This window comes from Brevibacterium mcbrellneri ATCC 49030, assembly GCF_000178455.1.
Classification (GTDB): Bacteria; Actinomycetota; Actinomycetes; order Actinomycetales; family Brevibacteriaceae; genus Brevibacterium; species Brevibacterium mcbrellneri.
Window position 1 is genome coordinate 1 of the sequence record NZ_ADNU01000064.1, and the last position, 12,925, is coordinate 12,925.

General features: G+C 64.4%; 15 protein-coding genes and 1 pseudogene. 4 read left to right on the top strand and 12 right to left on the bottom strand.

Features of this window, described 5'->3' with window-relative positions:
• Positions 1-59: 59 nt before the first annotated feature.
• From HMPREF0183_RS12635 to HMPREF0183_RS09705, 5 genes and pseudogenes are all read right to left on the bottom strand, one after another.
• On the bottom strand, positions 60-590 hold the full coding sequence (locus HMPREF0183_RS12635; protein ID WP_211205344.1) for a DJ-1/PfpI family protein: 531 nt from the start codon (positions 588-590) through the stop codon (positions 60-62).
• A gap of 162 nt (positions 591-752) precedes the next feature.
• Complete coding sequence (locus HMPREF0183_RS13535; protein ID WP_425358131.1) at positions 753-1,517, bottom strand: TetR family transcriptional regulator; 765 nt, start codon at positions 1,515-1,517, stop codon at positions 753-755.
• Positions 1,400-1,882 (bottom strand): annotated as a pseudogene (locus tag HMPREF0183_RS13540) (TetR/AcrR family transcriptional regulator); the annotation flags it as partial. The gene HMPREF0183_RS13535 and the pseudogene HMPREF0183_RS13540, both read right to left, overlap by 118 nt.
• Positions 1,883-2,039: 157 nt before the next feature.
• The gene (locus HMPREF0183_RS09700) at positions 2,040-2,687 is read right to left on the bottom strand and encodes an NAD(P)-dependent oxidoreductase (RefSeq protein WP_005885556.1); all 648 of its coding nucleotides are present in this window, start codon (positions 2,685-2,687) and stop codon (positions 2,040-2,042) included.
• Entirely contained in the window at positions 2,684-3,916 is a 1,233-nt protein-coding gene (locus HMPREF0183_RS09705) for an MFS transporter (RefSeq protein WP_005885558.1), read from the bottom strand. Before HMPREF0183_RS09705 ends, HMPREF0183_RS09700 begins: the two co-directional genes overlap by 4 nt.
• Positions 3,917-4,010: 94 nt before the next feature.
• On the opposite strand from HMPREF0183_RS09705, the gene HMPREF0183_RS09710 reads away from it, so the two are divergent.
• Entirely contained in the window at positions 4,011-4,613 is a 603-nt protein-coding gene (locus HMPREF0183_RS09710; protein ID WP_005885560.1) for a TetR/AcrR family transcriptional regulator, read from the top strand.
• A gap of 62 nt (positions 4,614-4,675) precedes the next feature.
• On the opposite strand, the gene HMPREF0183_RS09715 is transcribed toward HMPREF0183_RS09710, so the two are convergent.
• From HMPREF0183_RS09715 to HMPREF0183_RS09745, 7 genes are read right to left on the bottom strand one after another with little or no spacing between them, the layout of a single operon-like run.
• Positions 4,676-5,119, bottom strand: a complete 444-nt coding sequence (locus tag HMPREF0183_RS09715) for an ester cyclase (protein ID WP_005885561.1) — start codon at positions 5,117-5,119, stop codon at positions 4,676-4,678.
• The gene (locus HMPREF0183_RS09720; protein WP_005885563.1) at positions 5,116-5,832 is read right to left on the bottom strand and encodes a thioesterase II family protein; all 717 of its coding nucleotides are present in this window, start codon (positions 5,830-5,832) and stop codon (positions 5,116-5,118) included. Before HMPREF0183_RS09720 ends, HMPREF0183_RS09715 begins: the two co-directional genes overlap by 4 nt.
• 5 nt (positions 5,833-5,837) lie before the next feature.
• Positions 5,838-6,548 (bottom strand): AAA family ATPase, encoded by a 711-nt coding sequence (locus HMPREF0183_RS09725; protein ID WP_005885565.1) that lies wholly within the window; start codon positions 6,546-6,548, stop codon positions 5,838-5,840.
• Positions 6,545-7,579 carry an AvrD family protein gene (locus tag HMPREF0183_RS09730; protein WP_005885567.1) on the bottom strand — a complete coding sequence of 345 codons (1,035 nt, stop codon included), beginning with the start codon at positions 7,577-7,579 and terminating at the stop codon, positions 6,545-6,547. The genes HMPREF0183_RS09725 and HMPREF0183_RS09730 overlap by 4 nt, the downstream gene beginning before the upstream one ends.
• Entirely contained in the window at positions 7,569-7,838 is a 270-nt protein-coding gene (locus tag HMPREF0183_RS09735) for a phosphopantetheine-binding protein (RefSeq protein ID WP_005885568.1), read from the bottom strand. Before HMPREF0183_RS09735 ends, HMPREF0183_RS09730 begins: the two co-directional genes overlap by 11 nt.
• The gene (locus HMPREF0183_RS09740; RefSeq protein WP_005885570.1) at positions 7,832-8,578 is read right to left on the bottom strand and encodes an SDR family NAD(P)-dependent oxidoreductase; all 747 of its coding nucleotides are present in this window, start codon (positions 8,576-8,578) and stop codon (positions 7,832-7,834) included. The genes HMPREF0183_RS09735 and HMPREF0183_RS09740 overlap by 7 nt, the downstream gene beginning before the upstream one ends.
• Positions 8,575-9,918, bottom strand: coding sequence for a class I adenylate-forming enzyme family protein (locus tag HMPREF0183_RS09745; protein WP_005885572.1), 1,344 nt, complete (start codon positions 9,916-9,918; stop codon positions 8,575-8,577). The genes HMPREF0183_RS09740 and HMPREF0183_RS09745 overlap by 4 nt, the downstream gene beginning before the upstream one ends.
• A 175-nt stretch (positions 9,919-10,093) precedes the next feature.
• On the opposite strand from HMPREF0183_RS09745, the gene HMPREF0183_RS12285 reads away from it, so the two are divergent.
• The 3 genes from HMPREF0183_RS12285 to HMPREF0183_RS09760 all read left to right on the top strand — a co-directional run.
• Positions 10,094-10,948: a 4'-phosphopantetheinyl transferase family protein gene (locus tag HMPREF0183_RS12285; RefSeq protein ID WP_169309674.1), complete on the top strand. Its 855-nt coding sequence runs from the start codon at positions 10,094-10,096 to the stop codon at positions 10,946-10,948.
• 89 nt (positions 10,949-11,037) lie between these two features.
• Positions 11,038-11,934: a helix-turn-helix transcriptional regulator gene (locus tag HMPREF0183_RS09755; RefSeq protein ID WP_040348916.1), complete on the top strand. Its 897-nt coding sequence runs from the start codon at positions 11,038-11,040 to the stop codon at positions 11,932-11,934.
• Positions 11,935-12,305: 371 nt separating this feature from the next.
• Positions 12,306-12,925, top strand: a 620-nt coding sequence (locus HMPREF0183_RS09760; RefSeq protein ID WP_156798236.1) for a bifunctional DNA primase/polymerase, incomplete at its 3' end; no start/stop codon positions are given.

Below are 12,925 nucleotides of genomic sequence, written 5' to 3' on the forward strand. Positions count from 1 at the left end.
GGTTTCCAGCCGGTACCGCGCGACTTCCAGGCGGGCTGATTCGAGGTAGGCGGCTGGGGTCATGCCCAGCTCGGTCTTGAAGATTCGGGTGAGTTGCCAGTCCTGACGTGGAGCTGTTCGGTGAGCTCGGCGACGGTGGGCGGCTCGGCCAGATGCTCCCGGATGTAGTGGCGCAGTTCGTCCACTTGCCGTGTGGTCGATGCGGATCCCAAGGGCACGCTGAACTGGCTCTGCCCGCTGAGGCGCTTGAGGCAGACGACCAGCTGGCGGACAACCTTCTGTGCGAGTGCTTCACCGAAGTCATCAGCGACCAGCGCCAGGGCGGGATCCAGACAAGAGCTGAAACCGGCACCGGTCCACACGTCCCCGTCACGGATGAGGATCGGGTCGGCGTCGACGATGATCTTGGGATGCTCGTCGTCGAGCTGCTGGGCCGTCGACCAGTGCGTGGTCGCCAGCTTGCCGTCGAGCCGTCCCGTCGCTGCGAGCACGTGGGCACCGACGCAAACCGATGTGAACCGGCGCGTGCGAGGCGTCGGGTCCGCGACATGCGTGGCAATCTTGGGATCTACCAGCGCGGTGACCGCCAGTCCTCATCGACCTCGACCGCCCCAGGTACGACCAGGGTTCTCCGTGCGAGACCTCCTTCGCCAGAGACGGGGACGGGACGGAGCAGGCCCGCAAGATCGCTCCAAGTGAAGGGGGGGGGTTGGCATCGGATACGCGCGGAAAGAGCCGGTGAGGTGCTTCACCTAAGTGGCGGTCTTGAGTAGATCCAAGAACTGTCTGATCCGTTCGGGGAGGTCGGTCCATTGGCCGTTCACCGCAGTGGTCAGGCCGGCGAAGGTGGCGAGGACAGTGGCGATGAATCCGTCTGCGGTTGTCCCGTCGGGTAGGCCTGATGGGTTCCGGCCTACCGTTCGGTGCAATACCTGGAGTTGGCGCTTGTAGGGATGCTGACGGCGTGGGTCGATGTAATGAGATTCGACGGCGAGCCTGGCTGCGCCTTGGAGGCGTTGATCGGTGGCGTAGTGGTTGGCGGCAAGTAGGAGGAGTTTGCGGACGGCGGAGACGCCAGTCAGTGATCGGCCGCGGATCGTCTTCTCCCATGCCGACCATGCTGTGCGCTCATAGTCCAGGAGCAGGCGAGCGAGCTGTTTCTTGTCGCCAAATCGGGCGTGCATCTCGTGGGGATCGACCTCTGCTCGCTCGCTGATCTGGTCCAAGGTGGTCGCGTGGAAACCGTGAGCAGCGTACTCGGCTCCTGCGGCATCGAGGATGCGCTGGCTGGTACACCGGGGATGCGCGAGTTCGGGGAGATGCCCCAGGCCGTCCAGTACGGCTTGGGCGAACCACTCGAGATAGTCATCGTCGAGCGCGGGACGCTCGGGGGCAGCATCACGTGTAGCAGAAGGGGCCCGAGCAGGAGAAGGAACACGGCCTCGGTATCGACTCCCGGAGGTATCTCGCCACGTTCGACTGCGCGCCGTAGCATCAGCGCGATGGAGTCCGACCAGGGGTCGATGAGTGTTCGACCGAAGTCGACTCCAGGCAGACGCCGTTCTGCGACGACAAGGGTCAGGCCGGCGGATATCGCGGGGTCGGCGAGACTGTCGCGTAGTTGCCGGAGGGTTGCGGTGAGGTCACCACGAAGACTGCCTGTGTCTGGTCCTTGTCCTCCGGTGAGACGATCGGCAACGACGGCGAGGGCGAGTGCAGCGGTGTTCGGAAACCGGCGATAGATCGCCGGTTTGCCTACCCCTGTACGCTCCGAGAGGGCGTGCACCGTGAGCTTGTTGCCTTCGGCGAGGATCTCGGCCGCGGCTTGTCGAAGTGCTGGGGTGAAGCTGGGGTCGAGGGGTCTCCCTGAACGGCCAGGCATGTTGGGATGTGCCACCTTGCGTGTCGCGTCACGTATTGCGCAAGAGCCTGCCGACTGCACAGACGCGACTGGATTCGTACTTCGCGCCGACCAGCAACGGGCGCTGCTACTTGACGGCGACCATCGTTGCTCGGAGATGCGTCAGCAGCTGGTGCGGTCAGGCTGAGATCAGATGTGTTCCGGTCCAGCGGTCGCGGATCGCGTCGGCAAGGGCGAGGGCGAAGTCCTCGTAGCTGATGCTGGACTGTAGAAACGTACGTTCGTCGACGGCGGGCTGCCGTCTCCGGTAGGTGCCGGTGAACTGCCCCCCGGGTTGGTAGCTGGGTGGCGGGATGAGGTAGGCCCATCGGTGTGGCGTCGTTTCGGATTCGAGGTGGTCTCGGAGAGCGGCATGGGCGATTCCGCGCGGGAGCGTCACGGTGGGAAAGGCGGGGTCCTGCCAGAAGCGTCGGCCGTTGCCCGTGTGGAGTGCCCCGGCTCCGCCAACGTGGACAATCAACGGGAGCTTGGACTCGTCTTGAGCGTCGACGATTCGGTCATGGAGATCGATGAGTGCTCTCGCTGGGATTTGCTCCCGTAGTCGGATGGCATTGACGACGATGTCGATACCTGTGAGTGCTTCTCGCATACGGGTGGGGTCATCGAGGTCAATTGCCCGCGAATCGTCGGCGTGCGCAGGTACCGGGAGTGGTTGCGTGCTGTCTCCGGGTCGAACTCCTGCGTACAGACGTATACCCGCGGGGCGATGGTTCAGTAGGAAACCGCCGGTGCGGCCGGTAGCTCCCAGGAGTAGGACATCAGTCATGACCGGGTTGCCTTTCGGTTGAGCATGGAGACGCAGCGGATGGACACTGCGGCAATAACCAGAAGCGCGACCAAAACGATCGCCAGAGTGCTGAGGTTGGTGATCGCGCCACCTACGATCGGGCCGATGCTGGCTCCGATGAAGAGGATGAATCCATTGATGGCCATCCCGCTGCCCCGACTCGGGGCGGCTGTCTCTCCGTAGAGGTTGATCATGGACGGCACAGCCAGGGCGACGCCCGCGACATAGACGATACTCGCGGCGATCAGGCCGGGCAGGGTACCGGAGAGGACGACTTCTCCAAGCATGCCCACAGCGGCGAGCGTGAAGCCGGTCTGGGCGACCCGAACGATGCCGAATCGCTTCGCGAGGGCCCCGACGCCGAGGCTGACGAACATCGCCGGCAGGGCGGCCAATCGGATGAGGATGATGTCAGAGGCAGGCACATCGAGGCTTTCCAGGTGTTGTCCGATGCCGGTGTAGAGGGCGACAAAGGACAGCAGAAGCGTCACGTGAGCGATGCTGAGCAGCACGATCGCTGGCGTGACCAGTAGTCGCGCAAGGTTGCCGAACTGTTTGAAGAGCGAAATCGAGGGGGCGTGCTTGGGCGCCTCGGTCACGAGCGTGAGGATCAGCACGAAGGTGATTGCGAGGACGACACCGCAGAGCACGAAGAACCACGACCAGCCCGCTTTCAGCGCCACAGTGGAGGCTACGACCTGGCCGAAGATGCCCGCGACCAGGAACGCGGTCGACATCGCTCCGATCGCTCCAGCGCGTCTGCTGGGAGCGACAGCCTCGGTCAGATAGGCCAGCGCAACGGGGGCGAACCCGGCTGCCGAGAGCCCCTGGAGGGCACGCAGTGCCGCCATCGCCGGCACGGAGGAAGCCGTCGCGCACAGAAGCGTGGCAACCGCGAGCACCCCGATGGCGACGGCCATGACTCGCTTTCGACCGTACCGGTCCGAGATCGGTCCCCAGATGAGGAAGCCCACGGCGTAGGTGAGGCTGAAGCTCGTCGACAGCGCGAAGGTCGCATCAGCCCCCAGGTCGGCAGCGACTGGGTTCAAGAGCGGGATTGCCGCGTAGAGCTGTGTCAGGACGAACAGGGCCGTCACCACCAGGATGACGACAGCGACCCGGCCTGCTGGGAAGTCCGGGCTGGCGCTGCCACGTGAGGGCGGTCTCTCCGGGGCCGTCGCTTCGGGATGTGGGAGGTTCGAGGGCATACACGTCTCCTTCCAACGCAATCGTTGGAATTTACCCTAGTATGCTCGGACGTGGGGTGCAACCTCAACGTTGGAGATGCAATCTAGGAGTGTGATGCAGACTGTGGCCTGGGACACAGAAGGAACCAAGCGCAAGATCAAGGACGCGGCAACGGTGGAGTTCGCCGACCGCGGGCCGGATGGCACGACGATCGAGCAGATCGCGAAGAAGGCGGGTGTCAACAAGGAGCGGGTGTACAACTACTTCGGAGGCAAGAAGGAGCTCTTCGCTGCGGTGTTGCGTGATGAGTTGGCGCAGGTCGCTCAGTCGGTGCCCGTGGCCTCGTTCGCCAGGGAGGACGTCGGGGACTATGCCGGGCGGGTCTATGACTACCACCGTGAACGGCCCGAGTTGATCCGCCTGTTGCGTTGGGAGGCTCTGGCATTCGATGGCGAAGTGCCCGATGAGGCCCAGCGGAGGGAGTACTACGGCTACAAGTCGGCTGCCGTCGTGGGGGGGCAAGAGGCGGGCACGATCACCCGAGACATTGATGCCACTCATCTGATTCTGTTCGTGCTCTCGATCGCGGGCTGGTGGTCCACGGTGCCTCAGGTGGCCCGGATGCTGTGTGGTCCGCCCTCAGAGGAGGAACATCGCGTGCGACGCGCGGCCGTTGTCACAGCGGCCCGTCGCCTCGCCTGCGCCGACACGGCGTGAGCGACAGCGGAGGCACCAGCCCGTACAGGCTGCTGCCTCCGCTGTCGTTGGTTCTCGTCGTGCTAGGGGCGGTCGACCTCGGGAACATGCAGGTCGGTGTGGCCGAGCTGGCGCATGAGGTCGGCCAGGTCGAAGTAGGCGGCGCGCTCGACGATGTGGTCGCCTTCGAACCGGTCGATTCCGATGGCGGTGAAGTCGGCCCGGTTGCCGCTGGGCGGCAGGCCACGGAAGGGGCCGGTCTGAGTACCGACGCATCTCACGCGGGTGACCACCACGTCACCTTCGGCGGTCTGCTCCTGGACGCGGTCGTCCATGTCCGGGAAAGCGGTCCGGAAGGCACGGACCCATTCGCGGACGCCGTCGGGTCCGCGGAGATCGAACTGGGGCCAGTAGAAGTTGGGGGCGAATACCTCGTCAGCGAGTTCGAGTCGGTTGTTGGTGATGATCTCCTCGAAGAGGATGGCAGCGCGTTCCTTGCGACGCGTGAGCAGGTCGGTGTCGGTCATGGTGTTCCTTTCGGGATGAGGGTGGAAGCGAGACGGCCAAGACGGTCGCCGATCGCGATCTGAACATCGGGGTTGGTGAAGAGGAAAAAGTGCTCGCCGTCGAAGGTCTGCGCCGTTGAGGGCGCATGGGTGAAGCGCCTCCAGGAGTGGACGGCCTCGGGTGGAGCTACGGGGTCGTCGTTGCCGGCGAGCGTGTGGAGCACGGTCTGGTCGAGTGGCTCGGGGCTCCTTGCGTGGAGTTCGTCGCTGAATGCGACGTCTTCGCGCAATCGGGCGGCAGCCATCTCCCGCAGGGCCGGATGCGTCTGGAACTCCCGCGGAAGAGCGCCCCACTCAGCGACCTGCTTCAAGAGCTCCTCGTCGGTCAGGCTCTGTCGCGACGGGTGAGCGCGACCGGACGGGGCACGGCGACCGGAGAGGAAGCACACCTGGGGCGGCTGCCCCTTCTCCTCCGCCCGCTTGGCGAGTTCGAAGGCAAGGCCAGCGCCGTAGCTGTGCCCCAGGAGTCCCCAGTCGGGCTGGGCACGATCAGCGATCGTCTCCCAGAGATGGTCGATGAGGTCATCGACCGATCCGGGTCGGCGTGCGGTGTTGCGTCCCCTGCCGGGCAGGTCGAGGGGCACGACCTCGGCCAACGGTGGTAGATCTGCCTGGAGCTTGGCATAGGCGGTGGAAGCGGTGCCGCCTGCATAGGCCAGGGCGAATAGCTGCATGCAGCTCACCCGGCCACGCGCTGGGCGGCCTGCTGCCGCTCGGTCTCGAGGCGCTGGTCGATCGCGGCGTACTCCTGCTGCATCCGTGCGATTGCTTCGTCGAGATCGATGACCGTCGGCAGGTCGAGTAGGGACACGATCGTCTGCACGCGCGATTCGAGGGTACCGCTAACGCGGTAAAGCGGGATGTCAAGATCGGAGGCGGCATTCCAGAGGATCTCGTCGCAGTAGCTGCGGAAGTCCTCGTTCATCGGTCGGTGGCCGTCATCGGAGATCGGGCGTTCGTTCTCGAGGTGGATCATGATGTCGTAGCTGGCCTTGACGTGCTGCTTGAAGGCGTGTTCGTACTGGTCGACGACTTCGTGGAAGAAGCCCATGTCGGGCCAGTCGACCTGGTTGGGGCGGTCGGGGTCGGTGGGGTTCATTCCGAACCGCGTTCGTGCGAGTCCGTAGGCCCATTCCTGGAGCGAGGAGCCGTCCGAGAGATAGGGGTCGCCGAGGGTTGCCTCGGCGACTGCGCGGCCGCAGTGGCGGCGCATCATGAGCTGCAGGAACTCGGCGGGGGTGACCTCGGACAGCCGTTTGCCAGGTACGGCGTCGGGCATGATCTCGCGGATGGCCTTTGCCAGTGTCCGGGGAATGCCGGTGTAGTGGGACAGGCACATGGTTGTGGAGGTTTTTCCGGTCGAGTACGTGCCGGAGATGGAAATCCTCATCGTGTGTTTCCTTCCAGGTGTCGGATGCGGTGAGCGAAGGTGGCAGACATCGTGATTCCGCCGGACTCGCCGCGGAAGTCGAGGTTGCGCCACGTTCCCGTTGACAGATCGAGGAGTTGATGGTCGGCGATGCGTAGTTCCGCACCGGTCTCTGCCGCAGTCGTTTCGCGGCTCGTGGAGGCGGTATTCGGGCGAAGGATGAGCTGTTGCATCCAGAGCGTGTCGGAGTGGGCGCGGTCGATCTGGTCGAGTTCGTACATCAGCAGCTGCCCGAGCTGCAGCAAGGACACGAAGGCGTCGATGAAGGTCGCTGGTCCCGGTGCATGGGAGGCTCGAGTGCCACAGGCGCCGCTGTGGTGGAGTCCGATGCTCGCGTGAGCGACGAGCGACTCGGTGTCGGCAGTCACGGCGCGGATACTCTGCTCGTCGCCCCGGTAGCCGGATCCCCAGTGCCGAGTCGGATCTTCATCGAGGAGCGTGTAGTCGATGACGCCGGCGGCAGGCGCGGAAGGCGCAGGGTGTCGGAGGACGACTCGGGTTTGCATGACGCCCACCTGCACGATGATCGTGGAGTCGACCTCACCGTCTTCGCCGTCGGGCCCCGGCGTGCTCTTCTTCAGGGTCGCGCGCAGTGGCAGCCCGTTGAGAGATTCTTCGGGGCGAGTGCCTGCACGCACTGTCAGCTTCCTGATCATGGCCGCTTGGACCTCGTCGGGGGTGAGGCCGACCAGGCCGGTCAGCAGAGCCTCGGCGCTGCGGACCCCCAGGATCATGACGTCCACGGTCGACAGGTGAGGGCGCAGGTCGGAGTCGGCCTTCTTGCGGGACCAGTCCGTCGGGTAAGCGACGTCGACGGCCGCGGCGAGATCGGCATCGGTGTCGGCATCCAGGGGGTGGATCCGGTAGGTTGATCGGCGGTGTCCGCTGCCGAAGAACCGCTGCCGGGCGGGGCCGAGGTAGTCGTCGATCGAGGCGAGTTCGATGACACCTCCGGGGTGGGTTGGGGTTGCTGCTCGGAGCTCAGTCGTCATGGGGCTTCACCTCCGTGTAGGCGGCGATCAGATCGCCGACCGTGTGGATGTCGACGATGGCGTGGGAGCCGTCGGAGAACGGATCGCGCTCGAAGTCCTGCTCGAGGCTCACGATGACGCGAGCGAGCATGAGCGAGTTCAAGCCGATATCGGTCAGTGCCGAGTCCTCGGTGATCTCGATGTCGTCGTCGAGCCCGTCGCCGAGGATGTCGGTGATGGTGGTCATAATGTCGGTGGTGACGCGGGAAACGGTCAGCATGTCAGTCCTCCGTCGATAACGATGGTTTGTGCGGTTACGAACGTGGTCGATGGGTTGGTGAGGAAGTCGAAGGCGGGCAGGACGTCGTCGACGGTGCCGAGACGCCCCAAGGGCGTGCGCCGCGTGATGCGGTCGAGGTTCCGGTCGGTGACATTCGCCGAGAGATCACTGGCGAAGTAGCCTGGCATGAGGGTGTTCACGCGGATCTGCTCCGGCCCGAGTTCGCGTGCGAGGCTCGCGGTCAGTCCCTCGATGCCCGCCTTCGCGGCTGAGTAGGTCGCGACGCCGCGGTTGCCGCGGATCGCGTTGATCGAGGAGATGTTGATGATGTTGCCTCCGCCGTTGCCGAGCATGAGTCGTGCGCAGGCCTTGGTTGCATGCAGCAGGCCGAGGAGATTGACGTCCACTGTCGTGGCCGTGATCTCGTCGGGCTCGGTGACGAACAGGTTCTGATGGAGCAGTCCGGCGTTGTTCACGAGAAGCTCGAGGCGTGTACCCGGCGGGCGTGCTCGTAGCGCTTGCTTGATCGTGCCTGGGTCGGTGAGGTCGACCTCATGCCATCGCGCCCGCTCGGGGTACTCGGCGAGGAGCTGGTCGGTGCGCGCTGACGTGTTCCGACTCCAGAGGTCGACGTGCCAGTCTCTGTCGAGCAGCCGCTGTGCCAAGGCGGCTCCGAGCTTGCCGGATGCACCGGTGATGACGGCGTGGCGGTGGGTCTGGGCCGGTGAGGTCGCGCTCATGCGCGTGCCTTCTTGAATCGCTTGGAGTGCAGGTCGTCAGTGGAGAAGTCGACGATGGCCGGCACCTTGTAGTCCTCGAGCTTTGCAGCGCAGTGTCGTCGGACATCGTGCTTGAGCTGCTGGGAGTTGGTGCCCGGAGCTGGCTTGATGCGTGCGCGAACGATCTCACCGGTCACGGCGTTGGGGTGTCCGGACACGAGCACGTCCGCGACTCCCTCAACTTCCAGCAGTGCGGACTCGACCTCGCTCGGATAGACCTTGAGTCCTCCGACGTTGATGATCTCGGACTTCCTGCCGAGGATCTTCACGTAGTCACCGTCGACCTCGACTTGGTCCTGCGTGTTGAAGAAGCCGTCCTCGTCGAAGAAGTACGGGGCGTTGAGGTAGCCCAGCATCGCCCGATCGGACTTGACCCACAGCGTGCCGTCAACGATCTTGTGTTCGAAGCCGGCGCCGCCGAGCTTGACCCACAGTGAGTCGTTCGACTTCGATTTGGTCGACATGATGCCGAGTTCCGAGAGACCGTAGGTCTGCTTGAGGCGCACTCCTGGCAGCGCCTCGTTGAGCTTGCGCAGCGTGTGTTCCGGCATCGGCTCGGTGCCATAGGTGATCACCTTGAGACTCGACAGGTCGTACTGCCCGAGCTTGCGTCCTATGAGGCACATCGTGAGGAACGTCGGAGTTGTCGGCAGGACTTCGACTCGTGCGTCCTGCACGACGGCGAGCACCTCGTCCGGGGTGCGGTCGCGCACCGTGACGATGGTGCTGCCGTGGGCCAACGCGTGGAACAGCGTGTTGACGCCGCCGATGTGGTCGAAGCCCAGGAAGGTGATCGTGCGGTGGGGCTTGCTGTTCGAGTGTTCGTACGCATTGACGAGCTTGTCGAAGTCGAGAACAGAGCCCTTGCTGTTACCCGTCGTGCCCGAACTGAACAGCACGAGTCCGGCAGCACCGCGATAACGGAGAGTGCGATACAGGTCGGACGGCTGCCCGTCGGCAACCTCGAGTGGACTGACCACGGGACGGGAGTCCGTGAGCGTGATGAGGAACCGTGCTGCACTGACAGCGAGGATCTCCTCTCGCTTCTCCTCCGGCAGAGAGCTGATCGGCACCGTGATCGCCTTGATCTCGAGCAGGGCGATGAGCGCCGCCACACTGGCAACGCTGTAGTCAGCCTCCAGGGCGACTACGTCGCCGGGCCGCACGCCCGCTTCCGACAGGCGCTCGGTCCAGATCCGGCGCTCACGGTTCAGGCTCCCGTAGGTCGTCACCCGCGCGCCGCTGACGATCGCCGGCTCCTCACCGAGGGTCGCGAGTGCTGTCTGCAACTTCGAGCTCATTCTTCGTCCTCCCTTCCTGCCGAGTCCTACGGGGGCCTCGACACATGTCCAACGGTTACGTTGGTTACAACGTTCTCGTTGTAGATTGGAGCTGTCAACTTAGATGTCGCTGTGTTACGTAATCGTTACTTGCGGCCCCGGGTGCCACCGCGGGGCCTGAGGAGGGAGGGAAGTGGTGGACGAGCGTCTCACCAGCACCAACAGGCCGCATCGGATCTCCGGGCCCGAGGTCCCGGCAAGTTCCGCTGTGGTTGCGAGGTTGTCACCGAGCCTGACGATGCCCTTTTCTGGCGCGGCGATCGGCCAACAGATCGACCGACAGTGCCCGGTAGGTCTGGTGACCGAAGGGGCGAACATCGCAGATCAGAGCGCGGCCCTGTTCCCTGACGAAGCGGCCGCAGTCCGTCGCTCGCCCCGGTCACGGCAAGCAGAGTTCTCGACCGCGCGTGCGTGTGCAAGGAGGGCCCTGGCAAGGCTCGGCGGTCCGCAGGTGTCGTTGCCCGTAGGTCGACACCGTGCGCCGGAGTGGCCGCAGGACTATGTCGGCAGCCTCTCCCACTGCGCTGATGTGGCGGTGGCCCTCGTAGCCGAGGCTGCACGTTTTGCGGGGGCTGGGATCGACATCGAGGCTATCTCTGCTGTGCCCGAGAGTCTGGTTGAACGCATCGCGACCGCCGACGAGCGCATCATGCTCACACAGCTGGACCGAGACGAGTCGTCGATCCCCTGGGGTCTGCTCCTATTCAGCGCCAAGGAAAGCGCCTACAAGTGCTGCTTTCAGACGACCGGGCACCGCATTTCGTTCCGTGACATCTCGATACGGGTCAACGCGGACGGTTCGCTCCACGCCTGGCCGGCAGGCGCGAGGTCCGCGTCGAGGAATGGGCTCACTTCTGGGGCGGAAGGTCTGTGGACCGTGGTCGGCACGCATGTAGTAACCGCCGTGTGGCAACAGACCGATAGCAACGACGAAGTGGACGGTATACGTTCACAGGCTGCCCTATCGCCGTGCTGCTGCGAGGGGATCTGATTTCTCACGGGCGCCAAGTTCATCGATCAGATCCGCTCACTCCCACCCGTCAAGGAATTACCACTGGTAAGCGCGGCAGGAGGTGGCGAGTGGGTCGATTCTCTGCGGTCGTGGCCCGGACGGAGACGACCCTTCTTCCGACGGAGGCGCGCGCCTTTGACTACGTGAGGTTCATCTTCATTCGCGCCGGTACCGCCGTCCTCTGCAGCGAATTTGGCGAGCGTTCGGTACGGGCCGGGGATGTCGTCATTCTGGCGCCAAACACGCTGTGCGGGAGCCATCCTGAAGGTTCGCTCACTACGACGACCATCTACGCCGAGCTGGACTACCTGGTCGATCAGACGTTCTGGCAGCATGCTGACGCTCTTATGGACCGGTATCACGCTTGGGAATTCATCTCCTGCCGTTTCCCTGACTCCGCGCATATCGTGCGCATCGGTTCGTCGCGACTGGACTTCGTGCTCCCGTGGCTCGACCAGCTTGTGGAGCTGAGTCTTGACGGCGCCACACCTGAACACTTCTTCCGTGTGCAAGCATGCTTCGCATCCATCCTTGATGCACTGGCTCCATTCTTCGATGCGCAAGGAACTCGACCCTGCAACTTGCACGGACACTCGCCGACCTTGAGTCCGTATTCACGACACTTTCGACCAGTACGAATCGAAGCGCTGCATATGCGACGTGTTCTTGAAACCGATATGACCCGCCGGTGGACAATAGCGCAGCTAGCAGCGGAGGTGCATCTATCGCCTTCACAGGCCCATCGAATCTTCGTCCAGGCCTACGGTCAAACACCCCTGGGATATCAATCGATGGTCAGAGCGCTCGAGATGGCACGACTCCTCCGTAGGACCAACTTGCCGGTTCAGAAGATCGCCGGGAGAGTCGGGTGGAACGATCGAAGTCACGCTGCTCGCGTGTTCCGCCGCTTGATCGGTGTCAGTCTGACCCGGTACCGGCAGTTCCTCGATGACATTCGACCGTGAGGCCGATCGTAGCGTCTCTGAGGGCGATATTAGCGCCCTTCCCACAGGCATCTCGTGACGACCGATTCGATGATCTATACCGGACTGTCCCCGTCGTCAGGTCTGGCCTGGCAGTCGCGATCGAACAACACGAGGATCAACTTCCTGCACTGTCCGACCGACCCGACGCACCTCGAAGGTAAGGGGCCGCACACCTCGCCGGCCCCTCGGAGAGGAGGCCGGACGAATGCCAATGAGGACAGAACACCACAGTCGCAGATCCAGCGCGATCATCGACCTCGCACCACGATATCGACGGTCGCTTGCCGGAGCCGGATCTTGGCGTGGCGTGTCTCCTGCACAGTTTTCGCGGCCAATGAGCGGAGGCCGTGGTGGCTGAGCACGGTACGGTCTCCGCAGTCCTGGTGCAGCTGGATGAGTCTTGGTCGCTGTTGACAACGGCCCGGGAGCTCGCTCAGTCGGGGGTGCCAGTCTTCCCCTGCGTGCCGTACGAGAAGCGACCTCTCACGCCGCGCGGGTTCCACGACGCGAGCGCGGACCCTGAGCAGGTCGAGATGTGGTGGCGGCACACGCCGCTGGCATCGATCGGCATCCCCACGGGTCAGCCATCGGGCATGGTCGCCGTCGACGTCGACCAGCACGGCCGAGTCGATGGCTACCAGGCGATCCGCCGCGCCCGGCAGGCCGGGCTCGTGGCCGGGTGGGAGATGCTGGTGCGCACGCCCACCGGTGGCATGCACGCCTACTACCCGGCCGCACCCGGCCTCGAGCAGCGCTCCTGGCAAGCCGCGCGCGCAGGCGTGGACTTCCGGGGTGACGGCGGATACGTCATCGTCCCGCCCTCGCTGCGGTCGATCTCCGGGGCGACGGTCTCCTACCGGGTCGAGTCGGTCATTCCCGGCCCGGCGTCACCGATCGACTCCGACGCGCTGCGGAACTTCCTCGACCCGAGACCCGCGCCCCGACTGGTGGCGAATCCAGGACTGCGGCG